The organism is Microbispora sp. NPDC004025, assembly GCF_053604425.1.
Genome location: NZ_JBSGHN010000011.1, coordinates 56,488 through 72,053, shown reverse-complemented (window position 1 = coordinate 72,053; position 15,566 = coordinate 56,488). Strand labels below are relative to the sequence as shown.

18 protein-coding genes are annotated in these 15,566 nt (G+C 70.9%); 13 read left to right on the top strand and 5 right to left on the bottom strand.

The window, feature by feature from the left end:
• Nucleotides 1-14 precede the first annotated feature (14 nt).
• The 3 genes from ACWEQG_RS25360 (at nt 15) to ACWEQG_RS25350 (ending at nt 2,974) form a co-directional block, all read left to right on the top strand.
• The gene (locus tag ACWEQG_RS25360) at nt 15-275 is read left to right on the top strand and encodes a DUF3039 domain-containing protein (protein ID WP_030510937.1); all 261 of its coding nucleotides are present in this window, start codon (nt 15-17) and stop codon (nt 273-275) included.
• Between the two features lie 185 nt (nt 276-460).
• Nucleotides 461-1,528 carry a zinc metalloprotease gene (locus ACWEQG_RS25355; protein ID WP_452288304.1) on the top strand — a complete coding sequence of 356 codons (1,068 nt, stop codon included), beginning with the start codon at nt 461-463 and terminating at the stop codon, nt 1,526-1,528.
• 153 nt (nt 1,529-1,681) lie between these two features.
• Nucleotides 1,682-2,974, top strand: coding sequence for a hypothetical protein (locus tag ACWEQG_RS25350; protein WP_452288302.1), 1,293 nt, complete (start codon nt 1,682-1,684; stop codon nt 2,972-2,974).
• Between the two features lie 184 nt (nt 2,975-3,158).
• Here the strand turns inward: ACWEQG_RS25350 and ACWEQG_RS25345 are convergent, their stop codons facing one another.
• A complete protein-coding gene (locus tag ACWEQG_RS25345; RefSeq protein WP_452288300.1) occupies nt 3,159-3,539 on the bottom strand; it encodes a hypothetical protein in 381 nt (126 codons plus the stop codon).
• A 386-nt stretch (nt 3,540-3,925) separates the two neighbouring features.
• Between ACWEQG_RS25345 and ACWEQG_RS25340 the strand changes: the two genes are divergently transcribed.
• The 3 genes from ACWEQG_RS25340 to ACWEQG_RS25330 all read left to right on the top strand — a co-directional run bounded on the left by ACWEQG_RS25340 (nt 3,926) and on the right by ACWEQG_RS25330 (nt 7,575).
• Complete coding sequence (locus ACWEQG_RS25340; RefSeq protein WP_452288298.1) at nt 3,926-4,489, top strand: hypothetical protein; 564 nt, start codon at nt 3,926-3,928, stop codon at nt 4,487-4,489.
• A 627-nt stretch (nt 4,490-5,116) separates the two neighbouring features.
• Entirely contained in the window at nt 5,117-5,536 is a 420-nt protein-coding gene (locus ACWEQG_RS25335) for a hypothetical protein (protein ID WP_452288296.1), read from the top strand.
• A 284-nt stretch (nt 5,537-5,820) separates the two neighbouring features.
• A complete protein-coding gene (locus ACWEQG_RS25330; protein WP_452288294.1) occupies nt 5,821-7,575 on the top strand; it encodes a DEAD/DEAH box helicase in 1,755 nt (584 codons plus the stop codon).
• 267 nt (nt 7,576-7,842) lie between these two features.
• On the opposite strand, the gene ACWEQG_RS25325 is transcribed toward ACWEQG_RS25330, so the two are convergent.
• Nucleotides 7,843-8,211 (bottom strand): hypothetical protein, encoded by a 369-nt coding sequence (locus ACWEQG_RS25325; protein WP_452288292.1) that lies wholly within the window; start codon nt 8,209-8,211, stop codon nt 7,843-7,845.
• Between the two features lie 462 nt (nt 8,212-8,673).
• Between ACWEQG_RS25325 and ACWEQG_RS25320 the strand changes: the two genes are divergently transcribed.
• The gene (locus ACWEQG_RS25320; protein WP_452288290.1) at nt 8,674-9,174 is read left to right on the top strand and encodes a SigE family RNA polymerase sigma factor; all 501 of its coding nucleotides are present in this window, start codon (nt 8,674-8,676) and stop codon (nt 9,172-9,174) included.
• Nucleotides 9,171-10,007: a hypothetical protein gene (locus ACWEQG_RS25315; RefSeq protein WP_452288288.1), complete on the top strand. Its 837-nt coding sequence runs from the start codon at nt 9,171-9,173 to the stop codon at nt 10,005-10,007. The genes ACWEQG_RS25320 and ACWEQG_RS25315 overlap by 4 nt, the downstream gene beginning before the upstream one ends.
• A 21-nt stretch (nt 10,008-10,028) precedes the next feature.
• Here ACWEQG_RS25315 and ACWEQG_RS25310 read toward each other — a convergent pair whose 3' ends face one another.
• The 3 genes from ACWEQG_RS25310 to ACWEQG_RS25300 all read right to left on the bottom strand — a co-directional run bounded on the left by ACWEQG_RS25310 (nt 10,029) and on the right by ACWEQG_RS25300 (nt 12,776).
• The gene (locus tag ACWEQG_RS25310; RefSeq protein WP_452288287.1) at nt 10,029-10,670 is read right to left on the bottom strand and encodes a hypothetical protein; all 642 of its coding nucleotides are present in this window, start codon (nt 10,668-10,670) and stop codon (nt 10,029-10,031) included.
• A gap of 185 nt (nt 10,671-10,855) precedes the next feature.
• Nucleotides 10,856-11,428 carry a nicotinamidase gene (locus ACWEQG_RS25305; RefSeq protein WP_452288285.1) on the bottom strand — a complete coding sequence of 191 codons (573 nt, stop codon included), beginning with the start codon at nt 11,426-11,428 and terminating at the stop codon, nt 10,856-10,858.
• Nucleotides 11,429-11,492: 64 nt separating this feature from the next.
• Nucleotides 11,493-12,776, bottom strand: coding sequence for a nicotinate phosphoribosyltransferase (locus tag ACWEQG_RS25300; RefSeq protein ID WP_452288284.1), 1,284 nt, complete (start codon nt 12,774-12,776; stop codon nt 11,493-11,495).
• 39 nt (nt 12,777-12,815) lie between these two features.
• On the opposite strand from ACWEQG_RS25300, the gene clpS reads away from it, so the two are divergent.
• The 5 genes from clpS to ACWEQG_RS25275 all read left to right on the top strand — a co-directional run bounded on the left by clpS (nt 12,816) and on the right by ACWEQG_RS25275 (nt 15,554).
• Nucleotides 12,816-13,103, top strand: a complete 288-nt coding sequence (gene clpS / locus ACWEQG_RS25295; RefSeq protein ID WP_346226211.1) for an ATP-dependent Clp protease adapter ClpS — start codon at nt 12,816-12,818, stop codon at nt 13,101-13,103.
• Complete coding sequence (locus tag ACWEQG_RS25290; protein WP_452288282.1) at nt 13,100-13,627, top strand: DUF2017 domain-containing protein; 528 nt, start codon at nt 13,100-13,102, stop codon at nt 13,625-13,627. The genes clpS and ACWEQG_RS25290 overlap by 4 nt, the downstream gene beginning before the upstream one ends.
• Nucleotides 13,628-13,637: 10 nt before the next feature.
• Nucleotides 13,638-14,054 (top strand): Mov34/MPN/PAD-1 family protein, encoded by a 417-nt coding sequence (locus ACWEQG_RS25285; protein ID WP_452288280.1) that lies wholly within the window; start codon nt 13,638-13,640, stop codon nt 14,052-14,054.
• A 273-nt stretch (nt 14,055-14,327) separates the two neighbouring features.
• Entirely contained in the window at nt 14,328-14,606 is a 279-nt protein-coding gene (locus tag ACWEQG_RS25280; protein WP_169981986.1) for a MoaD/ThiS family protein, read from the top strand.
• Nucleotides 14,607-15,554 (top strand): PLP-dependent cysteine synthase family protein, encoded by a 948-nt coding sequence (locus tag ACWEQG_RS25275; RefSeq protein WP_346226213.1) that lies wholly within the window; start codon nt 14,607-14,609, stop codon nt 15,552-15,554.
• Nucleotides 15,555-15,566: the final 12 nt, after the last annotated feature.

Here is a 15,566-nt window from a genome sequence, read left to right as displayed (position 1 = left end):
CTCGCTCAGTAGACTTGGTATCCGTGAGCGGCACGAAGATTCTTCCCGAGAGCGACGTAACACCCCGGCTCTCGCACGGCGACGGTGACCACGAGCGCTTCTCGCACTTCGCCGACAAGAACAAGATCACTGAGAGCTACGTCACCGGCGCGCCGGTACGGGCCCTGTGCGGCAAGGTCTGGGTGCCCAGCCGCGACCCGAAGAAGTACCCGGTCTGCCCGGAGTGCAAGGAGATCTACGAAGGGCTGCCCAAGGGCGAACCGTCCGGCGAGTGAGTGTCGATACGGGATCATCACGTTCCCCGCGGCTAGGGTCTGCCTTCTGACCAGCCGTATCGGGGGAACGAATGGTTCGGCGACCCATCGCCGTCTTCCTTGCATGCCTTTACGCGCTGGGCGGCGTCTGCGCCGCCCCCGCGTCCGCGGCCTCCCGGGGGACCGGGGATCATGCCGGTACCGGGATGCGCGGTTCGCCGGCCTCGCGGCCGGACGCCTGTCTCGTCCGCCACGCCGCGCCGCAGCGCCGGCACGGCGTCGGCGCGCTCACCCACGCGCTGGAGCCGCGTGAGCCCGGGCCCGACGAGGTTGCCCGGATGTCGGCCGACCTGGCCCGCAGGCTCGAAACGGTGCGACGGCAGGACGCCGCTCAGCGTGACGACATCGCGCGGCCGGGAGACGCCGCGCGGCGGGGGAGTGCTTCCGGCACCCTTGAGCGGATCACCGTTCCGGTGTGGGTGCACATCATCAGGGACCACGCGCTCGGCCTGCCCGACGCCGCCGTCGCCCGGCAGATCGCCGTGCTGAACACCGCCTACTCGGGCGGGTACGGCGGGGCCGACACCGGCGTGCGCTTCGAGCTCAAAGGCGTCACCCACACCGAGAACCGGAGCTGGTTCCGCGACCCCCTCGGCTTCGAGGAGCCGATGAAGAAGAAGCTGCGGGTCGGGGGTGCGGAGACGCTCAACCTGTACATCGCGCAGCTGAGCCGGCTCGTGCTCGGCTACTCCACCTATCCGTACTGGTACGACGACGAGCCCGTGCTGGACGGGGTGGTGATCGACTGGCGGAGCGTTCCGGGCGGCCCGCTGCGCGACTTCGCCAGGGGTTTCACGGCCGTGCACGAGATCGGCCACTGGTTCGGCCTGCTGCACACCTTCGAGAACGGCTGCAAGGCCCCGGGGGACTCGGTGGACGACACCCCGGCCGAGGCGTACCCGACGAACGGCTGCCCCTCGAAGAAGGACACCTGCCCCGCGTCGGGCGGCGACCCCATCCACAACTTCATGGACTACGCCCAGGATCGCTGCATGCGCGAGTTCACGGCGGGCCAGGGCGTACGCGTCCACCAGATGTGGGACGCCTACCGCCGACCGGCGCAGCGGGCAGCCGACGCGGGACCGCGGAACGCCGTCGCCGACATCGAGGGGCCCGCCGCGGACGGCGCCGGCGACGAGGCGCCGAGCGCCGCCCAGAGCGGCGACGAGCCGGTCGTGGAGGCCCAGGGCGATGCGCGAGGTACGGGGCGATGACGAATCGGCCGTGAGCCGTTGACGTGGCGGCGCGGGTGTGAGTAACTCCACAGCAGCGTTCATGGTCATGGAGCCTCGCGCCCGGCCCTGAGCGCCGAGTCACTCGCCGGTTCCGTTCCACGCGCGCCCGGCCAGGCCGCCCGGGGAGGCTTTGTGGATGACCAGTGGATGCGCCGGGTCTGGCCCCCCGCCGAGGAGGAGTCCCCGCCGTCCGAGGAGGGCGCCGGCCGCCCGTACGGCGCCCCTGGAGGGCCGCCGTCGTCCCCGCAGTGGCCCACACGCCCGTACGGCGGCCGGGAGCCCGAGGAGGAGAGCTTCACCCGCGCGTACCGCCTGCCCGGCGATGTGACGGAGGAGAGGCCCGCGCGTTCCGGCCCAATTCGGGGCGGCTCTGCCGCCCGCCCGTACCGCATGCCGGGAGACGCGGCGGAGGAGGCGCCTGGGCGTTCGGGCCCGGCGCAAGAGGGCTTCGCCACCCGCCCTTACCTCATGCCGGACAGGGGCGAGGCGGGGCAGGAGGGCAGGCGACCGCCGCAGCGGCCCGAGGCGGGGCAGGGCGCCGAAGAGGGCTTCCCGCGTGCGTACCGTCTGCCCGGCGACGCGACGCCGCAAGAGCCCGCGCATTCCCACGGAGCAGGCGGGGACGCCGAAGAGGGCTTCCCGCGCGCGTACCGTCTGCCCGGCGACGCGACGCCGCAAGAGCCGGCCTCTCCGGGACCCGAGAGCGCCGGGGGTGGCTTCACCCGTCCATACGGCGCGCCGGTCGCCGAGAGGCGAACGGCCGACCGCCCGGTGTGGCCCTCGCTGGACCTGGAGCCCGCGAAGCCCGAGGACGACCTGCCCCCCTCGGCCCGCCGCTACCGCGCGCCCGACACGCCACCCCGCCGGATGCCCCGCTGGTTACAGCGCCTTCTCGTCGGCGGGCTCGCGCTGGTCTGCTCGGCCGCCGTCATCGGCGCGGTGGTGGTCACGGTCCTGCACCGGGCCGAGAGCGTGCCTCCCACGGTCGTCAACGACCAGATCGCGGGGGTCGCCTACACGTTGCCGCCCGAGTGGCGGGAGGGCGTGGTCGCGCCCGTGACCGGCTTCACCTCATCCGCCGCGCGCGGGGACAGCGCGACGGTCATGGCCCGGCCCGGCGACCGGGTGGACCCGCCCAACCTGCGCTCGGCCGTCATCGACCTGAGCGATCTCTACACCCAGCTGCTGCTGCACGGTGACAAGGTCGAGGTGCTCGACGACCGCGCGGTCACCGTCGGCGGGCGGCCGGGCCACACCCGCGCCGTACGCGCCGAGTACACCGACGTCGTCAACGAGCCCGCCTTCATGCGGGTGACCCTGCTGACCCGGCCGGACGGCGGCAGCACGGTCCTGCTCGGGCTGGCCCATCCCGACGATCCCCGCTCGCGAGCCGAGATCGAGGGCCTGATGTGGGGAGCCAGCTGAGCTCATCGTGAGGCCGGCGGCACGACGTCGCCTCCCGGAGATCACGCTGGTCTGGGCACTTGATCTCCGGGAGGCCGTGAACTCAACCGGCGCTCGGCCGGCGCGGTTCCCCGCCGTCGGCGTGGTGCGGCCCGTTCTCAGCCGGCCTGCGGCCGCGAGTCCAGGTGGCCTGGAACGATGTCGTTCATCGAGACGGCCGATTGGCGAAGCCGGCGGCTCCGGACGCTCCGCTGCCGGGTGGCGTGGTGGGAACGGCGGCGGGTCCGAACGAGCCGTTGCCGCCTGGCGTGGTGGATCCGAATCCTCCGGTGCCGGGCGCTGTGGTGGGAACGGCCGCCCGCCCGAACGAGCCGGAGTCGGCCTGCAGCGTGGTCGGTTCCGGTTCCCCGACGACGCCGATGCGCTCGCCGTTCCGGCGTTCGTGGGTCTGCTGTGCCGCGACGGCGGGCAGGGCGGCCAGGGGCACCAGGCCGGCCGCCACGACCGCCGCTGCCAGGAATGACCGGCTGTGCGTCTCCCTTCGCGGCTTTTCTGTCATGTCTGCGATCCAACGCGTGAACAGCATGTAGGCCTCCTATCGAGATGGCGGTCCCGTTCTATGCCGCACGGCCGCGAGGATGTTCACCCGCCACGCCGGGATGGCCGCTCCTGACCGAGAGCTTGATTTGTTCATGGCGCGTGTCACGGTCCCACCGGTCGGCGGGCCTGTTGGGCCGGATTCGGAGGTCGGCGGGGGGCGGTGTGAATCGTGACAAAAAGGCAACGAGGGGGGCGGGCGCGGAAACATTCGTTCATAGTGGTCGGCTTTGAACTAGCCGTAACTTATGTTTGCCGTGCACCGAAAGGTGTCGCGGTGCCTGCGTTCCCATGGGGAGGTAGCTTCGGCATCGCATCGCTCGAAAAGTGCGGTGACCCGGAAAGTCCAATTCTCGTCATTGGGAGGGAAATCAATTGATTTCTCCTAGGAGCACTTCGGTTTCAGGCCCGCACGCCGTCGGTCGCCTCCTCACCTGGGCCGCCGCGACGTCGGTGGTCGGCGCGCTTGTGGGACTGTCGGCCCCGCTCGCCGCCAGCGCCGACACCGCGACGACGAGGCCTGCCGCCGACCGCCCCTTCAGCGTGCCGGCGTCGGCGCCGCTTCACGTCAACGGAGACGAACCGAAGCACGGAAAGGAGCCGGTCCGGTGGCTCGACTCCACTATCGTCCGGGACACGCCAGGCGGCGCGACCAACTTCGCCGTGTCCGCCAACAACGGGGCCCCGTTCGTCTTCGACCCCCGTAGCACGCCGCTCGGCTGGCAGAGCCTGCGGCGCGTGCCGGGCAGCCGGGGAGCCTTCGTGACCAACATCACCGCAACCGAGGACGCCAATTCGGCTCCCGGCCAGGCCAGGCTCGCGATTGTCGCGCGGACGTCCGACAGCAACATCTTCTTCACGATCTGCAACGTGAACAATCCTCTTCCGCAGGCGCCCGCACCCTTGCCGTGCAGCCCCTGGACGCGCCTGCGCAACTGACGGCGGCGAGACGATTCACACCGACGGACCGACGGCCCGCAGGAGTTCAGTTCTCCTGCGGGCCGTCCGCATTCTCGTGCCGTACGCCGTTCCGGCGGGTCGATGTCCGAATTGGTATGCATAGTTACTCATGGGCTTCTCAAGCGGGCATGGTGGACTAAGTCGCTGATCTCGCGATTCGCCTGCCGAAGGGTGAATGGCAGGGCATGGGCTTACCGCCGAGACGACTTTGGGATAGGCGGGAAATCTGTTTGCTTATATCCGACAAGTCGCTTGCTGCCCGCGTTTCCCCTGGCAGATATCTTCAATGTCGCATCGCACGAAAAACGCGGTGCCCCGGAAAGACCAATTCTCTCACCATGGGGGGAAATCAAATTGATTTCTCGTAGGAGCAGCTCGGCCTCTGGTTCGCGTGGCGCCGGTCGCCTGCTGACCTGGTCCGCCGCGGCAGCGGTGACCTGCGCGACCGTGGGGCTCTCGGGCGCAGTCGCAGCGAGCGCGGCCCCGGCGAAGAACACCCCCGCCACGCAGGCGGCGACGAGTCCGGCGGGGGAGAAGCCGAAGCCGTCTATCCCCTTCCCTCGCCTGGACGCAACGAATGTCGTCACGGCCTTCAGTGCTCACACGGTGGCTGTCGCCCCCAACAACGCGGTTGTCGGCGAACTCGTTCCGCAGGCGTCGAACCACTACACCGGGTCGGCGCGGCGAGGTGTTCCGTGGGTCTTCGACGCCAACAACAACCGGTGGGTCAACCTCTCGGGGGTGTTCGGAACCGGCTTCTTCTACGACATCGCCCTGGCCCCGGCGCCCAGCCGGCCGCTCGCGCAGGTTCCCACGAACCCGAACATCCTCCAGGCGATCTCGCTGCCGAACACCGGGGATCCCGCGGGTCTGCTCAGGGTCAGCGCCCGGAGGGCCGACGGCTCGATCTTCCGCAGCGACTGCCGGGTCTCGGACCCCACGGACCCCCTCAATTCGTTCGTCTGGCGCGAGATCCCGCTGAGCGCCGCGAACTGCACCGCACCGGCTCGGCTGCCGGTGGGGTGACGGCTGGCCGGCCGGGTGACGGATCGGGCGGGCGATTCTCGGGGGCTCATCGACCCCCGGGGCGTCCGCCCTCGTCGTGCTGTCGGCGCCGAGGAAGAAGGGACGCCGATCCCCGGGGCGGACAGGACCACGGCGGGCGATGTGGCCAGTGCCACAACGGTCCAATTCGGACCGCCTCGCGTGTGCGGGGCACGTCCTGTCGGTCGGGCGGGCTAGTCTGAATCCACTGTGAGGGAGCGAACCGATAGAGACACCAGTGTTCCGATGAGTTCGGGGAGGCGTCGTTGAGCGTTTCGGCCGCGTCCCACCTCTCCCCGTCCTACCCCGACAGAGCCGCCTGGGGCACCGCCCCGAAGTTGCGCGCGTGGCAGCAGCAGGCCTTCGACCTCTACTTCAGCCGTGAGCCGCGCGACTTCCTGACCGTCGCCACCCCCGGCGCCGGCAAGACGACGTACGCGCTGCGGATCGCGAGCGAGCTGCTCAGCCGTGGGATCGTGCGCGCGCTGACGATCGTCACCCCCACCGAGCACCTCAAGCGGCAGTGGGCCGACGCGGCGGCCAGGGTCGGGATCAGCATCGACCCGGAGTTCAAGAACAGCCAGGGCGCCACCTCGCGCGACTACGTCGGCGTCGCGGTCACGTACGCGCAGATCGCGATGCACCCGGCCCTGCACCGGGCCCGCACCGAGGCGCGCAAGACCCTGGTGATCTTCGACGAGATCCACCACGCCGGCGACGCCAAGTCGTGGGGCGACGGCATCCGTGAGGCGTTCGAGCCCGCGACCAGGCGACTCGGGCTGACCGGTACCCCGTTCCGATCCGACGACAGCCCGATCCCGTTCGTCACCTACGTCGAGGACGGCGAGGGGGCGATGCGGAGCGTCTCCGACTACTCCTACGGGTACGGCCCGGCCCTGTCCGACGGCGTCGTCCGGCCGGTCATCTTCCTGGCGTACTCGGGGGAGATGAAGTGGCGGACGCGGGCGGGCGACGAGATCGCCGCCACGCTCGGCACGCCGCTGACCAAGGACCAGCTGTCGCAGGCGTGGCGGGCCGCCCTCGACCCGAAGGGCGACTGGATCCGCCAGGTCATCCACGCGGCCGACCGGCGGCTCACCGAGGTGCGGCGGGGTGTGCCCGACGCGGGCGGGCTGGTCATCGCCTCCGATCACGAGTCGGCCCGCGCCTACGCCCGGCATATCCGTGCGGTGACGGGCGAGGGAGCCGAGGTCGTGCTCTCCGACGACCCGGGCGCGTCCCAAAAGATCAAGGACTTCGGTGCCTCCGACCGGCGCTGGCTGGTCGCGGTCCGGATGGTCTCCGAGGGCGTCGACATCCCCCGGCTGTGCGTCGGGGTCTACGCCACGAGCACCTCGACCCCGCTGTTCTTCGCCCAGGCCGTCGGGCGTTTCGTCCGCGCCCGCAAACGCGGCGAGACCGCGTCGGTCTTCCTGCCCTCGGTGCCCGTCCTCATGGGCCTGGCGGGCGAGATGGAGGAAGAGCGCGACCACGTGCTGGGCCGCCGCCGCGACGAGGACGGCCTCGACGACCTGCTGCTGGAGCAGGCACAGCAGGAGAAGAAGCAGCCCGACGCGCTCGGCGACGAGCTGCCCTTCCAGACGCTGGAGGCCTCGGCGACCTTCGACCGGGTGCTGTTCGACGGCGGCGAGTTCGGCACCGCCGCCGCCCCCGGCTCGCCGGAGGAGGAGGACTTCATCGGCCTGCCCGGCCTGCTGGAGCCCGACCAGGTGGCATCGTTGCTGCGCAAGCGCCAGGCCGACCAGCAGGCGGCCAAGCGCAAGACCAAGAAGAGCGAGGAGCGTGCCCCGGCTCTCGCGCCGCACGAGCAGCTCGCCGAGCTCCGCAAAGAGCTGAACGGCCTCGTCGGCGCGTGGAACCACCGCACCGGCCAGCCGCACGGCGTCATCCACGCCGAGCTGCGCCGGGCCTGCGGCGGCCCCGCCATCGCCCAGGCGACGGCGGAACAGGTCCGCGAGCGCATCGCGATGATCCGCAAGTGGGCCACCCAGCGCAAATGACCTAGCCGTCGTCCGACCTGCGCCGTACGGCTTTCCGCGTTATCCGGCGAAGTACGCCGAGGAGCCGCCCAGCCGAGGAGCCGCCCAGGTGTCTCCTGACGGTTTGTCGCCCACCCCGCGGCTCGCCGGTCCCTTACGGGGCGGCGAGCCGCGCTGGTCTTCCCTCCGGTTACCGGTGCGGGTCAGGAGGACCTACGGCACCACGCCCCGCGTCCCGCGGGCGTTACCTGGGCTCATCGGTCGACTTCGAAATTGCGGACGTGCCGCTCAGGCGGATGCCTCCGCCCGGCCGTGCTCGGCATGCTCCAGTCCGGTGAGGCTGTCCACCCGGCCGGTCAGGATATCGACCCGATTGCTCAGTTCGTCGATGCGGCCGTCCAGCCGCTCGATTTCGTGGTCTATGTGGTCGAGGCGGTGGTTGGCGGCAGCCATCTGGCTCTTGAGGACGCCGATGTCCGTCCTCGTCTGCTCGCCGATCTGCTCGACCCGGGTGAGCCGCTCGCTTATCGAGTCGACCTTGACCCAGATCATCTGCTGGGCGTCATAAGCGCGTATCGTCGCCTCCAGGCGGCTGCTCTTGCCGACACCGACCATTTCCTGCTCCAGGAGTTCGACGCGTCCCTCGAGCGTCAACATGCATGTCCTCCGATGCTGCTCGCAGCGCAGCCGAGGCTCGCTGGGGGGAGTAGGGGCGCTGCGGGTGCGCGGAGGTAATAGCTATCAGCTCGGAGGCCGCCGGGATGAGAATGTTCACGGCGGATTTCGTGAGGCTCCGGCAGCGGGGTGAGAATATTTCGCTATCGGTGTGACGAATATCCACCTGGCTCCGCGTGTTCTGTGCCGCATGCCCTCATTTCCCGTGATGTATGAACGGCTCTTTGTGGCCCTCGCCAAGAGTGCGCTATGAGATGGGCTATGGAGCGGCGGTGGTGGCGGGCGGCCGGGCCGAGCCGGAGGCTGAGGGAGGCCATGCCCCGCTCCACGCGTACGGGCACGTGCTCAAGGATCTTGTCGAAGGGTGGAACCCACCGCTTCTGTCATCCGAACGCGCCTCCCGGGCGGTAGTCATCGCCGGAGACGACGAGACGGAGATGATCGATGGACGACGGGTTCGCCGAATATGTGGCACAGAGGCATTCACGGCTGTGCCGGATGGCGTATCTCCTCGCCCGGGACTGGGGCACGGCCGAGGACCTGGTGCAGACCGCGCTCGCGAAGGCGTGGCTGGCCTGGCGGCGGATCGAGGGCAACCCCGACCCGTACGTCTACCGGATCATCGTGAACACCCACGCCTCGTGGTGGCGCAGGCGCTGGCGCGGGGAGATCCCGGCAGAGACGCTTCCCGAGACGGCCGATCCCCGCGACGAGGCCGCCGTGGTGGACGACCAGGCCGCGCTGTGGAGCGCGATCGGCACGCTTTCCCCGCGCCAGCGCGCGGTGATCGTCCTGCACTACTACGAGGGACGGACGCTCGCCCAGGTCGCCGACATCGTCGGCTGCTCACTGGGAGCGGTGAAGACCCAGCTCAGCCGGGCTCTCACCCGTCTTCGCGTCGACCCGGACGTCCGGACCATGAGCATGGAGAGGGCCCAGCGATGAGACATACCGAGAGCGACCTGCGCACTCTGCTGGACGAGCACGGCCGGGCACCCGCCGGACGGGAGCCGGCCGCCCCTCTCGACGCGATCGTCCGGCGAGGCCGGCGCATGCGCCGCACCCGGCGGGCGATGACGGCCGGGGTGGCGGTGGCCTGCACCGTCACCGCTGTTGTGCTGGGAAACGACCTGCTGACCGGCCCACCCCGGGCCGACCGTACGACAGTCGCCGCGCAGCCCACCGGTTCCGCCCAGGCCGCGCGCTGGCCGAAGCTTCCCGACGCGATGCCCGTGGTGCTGGGAGCGCAGAAGTTCGACCTGCACCCCATCCGCACATGGAGGTTCGAGACGGTGGGCGCCGGGCAGACGCTGACCTTCACCCCGACGAGTTACTTCACCGGATCACGGGTGGTGTGCGACGACCCGCAGGCGTGGGTCGTCGTGGAGATGCCGCTCAAGGGTGGCGAGATGGGCGGCACGACCGGTCGGTGCGGGGACTCGGCGGGCGGCGGGCACCACGACCGGAAGTCGGCGCCGTCCGGCTGGCTGAAGGGCCCGCAGTCCGTCCGGATCTGGGTTTTTCCGGCGGACGCCCCGGTGCGGGAGGCGGCATGCCGGGCGCTCCCGAAGGAGTGTGACGAGCCCGCACTCGCCGAGGGCCGGGCGTTGCGGCGTCCCGAGGTGCGCGACCGGTTGTCGGCCATGGTCGGCGAACAGCCCGGCAGGTGGGCCGCCGGGATCTACGACCGCGCCGACGAGGTGCCGCCCGCACCGGACGGCGACCCCCCGGCGGGCACCGACGACCCTTTCGGGGTCACGTCGACGCCGGCCGGCTGAGGCCGCACGGGCGGTCTCCCGTCACGAGATGTGGGAGCGCAGGGGGATCTTGTCCCCGGTCTGGCCGTTGATGGCCACGTAGCGGCGGTGGTGCCGGGTGACCGGGCTGAGCCTGAGGCTGAGGGAGGCCGTTCCCTGCTCCACGCGCACGGGCACGTGGTGCGCTCCCTCGGGGTGCCTCGCCTGAGGGGCGGTGGCGCCCTCCTGCACCCAGATGCGCAGCCGGTGCCCGGCCTGGTGGACGGCCACCGTGGCGGTGTCGCACTGCGCGGGCGACGCGGGCCAGTACACCGTGAGGCCGTGCAGGGACCTGCCGCGGAACGACAGTCGTACGGCCTCGGGGTCGGGGATGCGGGAATCACAGGCGGGAGAACCGGCCGGGGCCGGAGACGGCGCCGCGACCGCACCGGTGGAGGGCGCCACGCCCGCCGGCCGGCCGGCGCCGGTGTGAGGGGCGCGGACGGCGACCGTCCGGGCGGGGGTCCGGGCGGCCTCCTGGGTGAACCCCACGACCATCGTGGCCGCCTGCAGGGCCGCGAGCGTGAGCGCGCCAGTGACGCGGAGCAGGCCCCGGTGGCCGCGGCCGAAGAGCAGCCAGACGCAGACCGGGGTCAGGACGAGCCAGGTGAGGCCGAGCAGGAACGCGAACATCGGGGCCGCCAATCCACGAAGGGTCGTCGCTCTAGGTAATACACCGATGACTCTACGTGGTGAAGACGTTGACATCCGATTCCGCGCGGTCGTGTCCCCGCGGATGACCGGCGGGCCGCGTGCGGGAGCCGGGCCGGGACAGGTCGTGTCCGCCGGTTCACCGCGGGAGTGCCCGGGCCGGGGATGGACGTCGCGGGTCAGGAGCGGAGGACGGGCTCTCCGGTGAGCTCGACTCCGGCCTCCGCGAGGCGGGCGAGCGCCGACTCCGTCGTCTGCCTGGCCACGCCCGCGGTCAGGTCCAGCAGGACCCGTACGGCGAAGCCGCCGGCCGCCGCGTCGAGGGCGGTGGCCCGCACGCAGTGGTCGGTGGCGATCCCGACGACGTCCACGGCCTCCACGCCGCGTTCGCGCAGCCAGGCGCCCAGGCCCACGCCGTCTCCGGTGGCGCCCTCGAACCCGCTGTAGGCCGCCTGCCGGGCCCCCTTGCTGAAGACCTCCTCGACCTTCGCGGTGTCGAAGGCGGGGTGGAAGTCCGCACCGGTGGTGCCGACCACGCAGTGCGGCGGCCACGAGTCGACGTAGTCGGGCTCGGCCGCGAAGTGGGCCCCCGGATCGACGTGGTAGTCGCGGGTGGCGACCACGTGGTCGTACGCGTGCTCCTGGACGTGGCGGCTGATCGCGGCGGCCACGTCGGCGCCGCCGCCGACCGGCAGGCTGCCGCCCTCGCAGAAGTCGTTCTGCACGTCCACGACGACGAGCGCGGTCTTCATGGGATCACCTCACAGTGGCGATCGCGGAGGACCGGCGTCGTCCTCATGCGCCGGTCCTCCGCGATCACTTGAAAATAGTAGGGACTGCGGGGTCTCCGGGGGAGAGGCTGCACGCCTCCAGCGGCAACTCCGTCAAAGTCGCCCGGTGCCGGTCGCGGGCGGCCTCCAGGGGTTCGCGGCCGACGACCTTGCCGTCCCGCACGAGTTCGGCCAGCAACGGGCGGTCATCCGCGTCCATCGGCTCGCGGGTGACCACCTCGGCGGTGGCGGTGCCGCCGCTGGTCCTGCGGTAGGCCCACTTGCGCCCGCCGACGCTGGGCTTGCCGACGGACGCCTTGGCGACGGGCTGGAGGACTCCCGCGTGGTCCTCTCTGGCGACGAGCTTGTAGACGAGGCTGGCCGTCGGATGGCCCGAGCCGGTGGACAGGGCGGTGCCCACGCCGTAGGCGTCCACCGGCGCCGCCGCCAGCGCCGCGATCGCGAACTCGTCGAGGTCGCTGGTGACGACGATCCGCGTGCGGTCCGCGCCCAGCTCGTCGAGCAGGCGGCGCACCTCCACGGCCACCACCGCGAGGTCGCCGGAGTCGATGCGCACCGCGCCGAGGCCGGGCCCGGCCAGTTCCACCGCGGTGCGTACGGCCTTGGCGACGTCGTAGGTGTCCACGAGCAGGGTGGTGCCGCGTCCGAGGGAGTCGAGCTGGGCCCGGAAGGCGTCCTCCTCCGAGTCGTGCAGCAGGGTGAACGCGTGGGCGGCGGTGCCCGCGGTCGGCACGCCGTACAGGTGACCGGCCATCAGGTTGGAGGTGAAGGCGAAGCCGCACAGGTAGGCGGTCCTGGCGGCGGCGACCGCGGCGTGCTCGTGCGTGCGCCGCGAGCCCATCTCGATGAGCGGCCGGTCGCCGGCGGCCTGGGCCATCCGGGAGGCGGCCGCCGCGATCGCGCAGTCGTGGTTGAGAATCGACAGGATCAGCGTCTCCAGCAGCACGGCCTCGGCGAACGTCCCCTCGACCACCATGATCGGCGAGCCGGGGAAGAACGCCTCGCCCTCGCGGTAGCCGTACACGTTGCCGGAGAAGCGGTAGCCCGCGAGGAACTCGCCGGTCGGCTCGTCCACGATCCCGGCCGAGCACAGGTAGTCGATGTCCTGCTCGTCGAAGCGGAAGTCCTCCAGCGCGTCGAGGAACCGCCCGGTGCCGGCCACCACCCCGTAGCGCCGTCCCCCCGGCAGCCGGCGGGCGAACACCTCGAAGACCGCCCGGCGGTGCGCCGCGCCGCTCGCCAGCGCGGCCTGGAGCATCGTCAGTTCGTACTGGTCGGTCAGCAGGGCCGTGCCCGTGGTCATGCGCACGTGTCGAAGACTACGACGGTCGTGGTGCAGGATGGTTACGTGGGTAGCACAGCTCCAGCCGAGGTCGAGCGTCCGTCGTCGGACGTGCGCCCCGATCTGCCGTGGCTCACGATCGTGTGGAACGACCCGGTCAACCTGATGTCGTACGTCACGTACGTCTTCCAGGCCGTGTTCGGCTATCCCCGTGAGAAGGCCGAGAAGCTGATGATGGACGTCCACCACAAGGGCAAGGCCGTCGTGGCCAGCGGCACCCGGGAGGAGATGGAGCGCGACGTGCAGATCCTCCACTCCTACGGCCTGTGGGCCACCGTCCAGCAGGACAAATGATGAGCACGGGCTTCAGGGCGACGAGTGACGGGGTGACCGTCCATCTCGACGCGGGTGAGGTGTCGATCCTGCGCTCGCTGGTGTCGCAGGTGCTCGGCCTGGTCGAGCCGGGGACCACCGGCGACGACCCGCTGGAGCGCGCCCTCGGCATCGGCGCGGCGGCCCCGTCGGCCGACCCCGTGCTCGCGCGACTGTTCCCCTCGGCGTACGCCGACGACGAGGAGGCGGCGCAGGAGTTCCGGCGCTACACGGAGGCGACGCTGCGCGACGGCAAGCGGGCCGACGCGACCACGCTGCTGGAGACGGCGGAGCCGGGCCGTCTCACGCTCACCGCCGAGCAGGGACAGGCGTGGCTGCGGGCGCTCAACGACGTCCGCCTCGCGCTCGGCGTGCGGCTGGAGGTCACCGAGGAGGTCCACGAGGAGATCGCCCGGATGCCCGAGGACGACCCCCGCTATCCCTCGTTCGTGATCTATGACTGGCTGACCTACCTGCAGGACACCCTCGTCAGGGCGCTTTGGTAGGTTTCCCAGCATGCTGACGATCTCACGCGAGCTGGTCGAAAAGATCGTGGCCCACGCCCGGGCCGACCACCCCGACGAGGCGTGCGGCGTCCTGGCCGGGCCCGCCGGGTCCGACCGTCCCGAGCGGTTCGTCCCGATGGAGAACGCCGAGCGCTCCCCGACGTTCTACCGCTTCGACTCGATGGAGCAGTTCCGCGTGTGGCGGGAGATGGACGACCGCGACGAGGTCCCGGTCGTGATCTACCACTCCCACACCGCCACCGAGGCGTACCCGTCCCGTACGGACATCAGCTACGCCTCCGAGCCCGACGCCCACTACGTGCTGGTGTCGACCGCCTCCGAGGAGGAGACGCCCTTCCGGTCCTACCGGATCGTGGACGGCGTCGTCACGGAGGAGGAAGTCAAGATCATCGAGTCGTACGGTTAAACTGAAGTTATGCCCATCGATGACGCTCGTCCCGTGTCGTCACCGGCTGTCCTGTCGCGCCGGGTACGCCCGGAGTCTCCTGTGCAGGCGTTCCTCTTCGCGCACACGCCTACCGTCGTCGTCTACGACTGTCGCTGACCCGGCCGCCCGACGGAGGCGCCCGTACGGGCCCGCCGGGCGGATGACCGCTGGAATCGACTTCCACCTGACCATGTTTCACTCAGGTGAACGCCCACCATCATGACGACCCCTGATCAAGGAGATTGAGCCGACATGGCTATCGAGGTCCGCATTCCGACCATCCTCCGCAGCTACACCGATGGCGCCAAGGCGGTCAACGCCAAGGGAGCGACCCTCGAAGAGCTGATCGGCGACCTGGAGTCCCGCCACCCCGGCCTGAAGGACCGGCTGGTGGACGATTCCGGGCTGCGCCGCTTCGTCAACGTCTACCTCAACGACGAGGACGTACGTTTCCTCGGCGGGCTCGGCACCCCCGTCGCCGACGGCGACACCGTGACCGTGCTCCCGGCCGTCGCGGGCGGAGCGCGCTGAATGCGCTTCGACTCGTTGATCGACTCGGTCGGGCGCACCCCGCTGGTGGGTCTGCCCAGGCTGTCGCCGTCCCCTGACGTACGGATCTGGGCGAAGCTGGAGGACCGCAACCCGACCGGGTCGGTCAAGGACCGGCCGGCGCTGTGGATGATCGAGCAGGCCGAGAAGGACGGGCTGCTCACGCCGGGATGCACGATCCTGGAGCCGACCTCCGGCAACACCGGCATCTCGCTGGCGATGTCGGCCCGGCTAAAGGGCTACCGGCTGATCTGCGTCATGCCGGAGAACACCTCGGAGGAGCGCCGCCAGCTGCTGCGCATGTGGGGCGCGGAGATCATCTCCTCGCCGGCCGCGGGCGGCTCCAACGAGGCGGTGCGGGTCGCCAAGGGCCTCGCGGCCGAGCACCCCGACTGGGTGATGCTCTACCAGTACGGCAACCCCGCCAACTGGCGTTCCCACTACGAGTCGACCGGGCCGGAGATCCTCGCGGACCTGCCGACCGTGACCCACTTCGTCGCCGGGCTCGGCACGACCGGCACGCTCATGGGCGTCGGCCGCTACCTGCGCGAGCAGGTGCCCGACGTGAAGATCGTCGCCGCCGAGCCGCGGTACGGCGAGCTGGTCTACGGCCTGCGCAACGTGGACGAGGGGTTCGTGCCCGAGCTGTACGACGCGTCCGTGCTGACCACCCGTTACTCGGTGACCTCGGCCGACGCGCTGCGCCGGACCCGTGAGCTGCTGGCCGCCGAGGGCATCTTCGCGGGCATCTCGACGGGCTGCGCCCTGCACGCCGCCCTGGGCATGGCCCGCAAGGCCGTCCAGGCCGGCGAGCGGGCCGACATCGTGTTCATCGTGGCCGACGGCGGGTGGAAGTATCTGTCGACCGGCGCCTACGAGGGGACCCTCGACGAGGCGGAGGACCGTCTCGAAGGCCAGCTCTGGGCCTGACTCCGGTCCCGG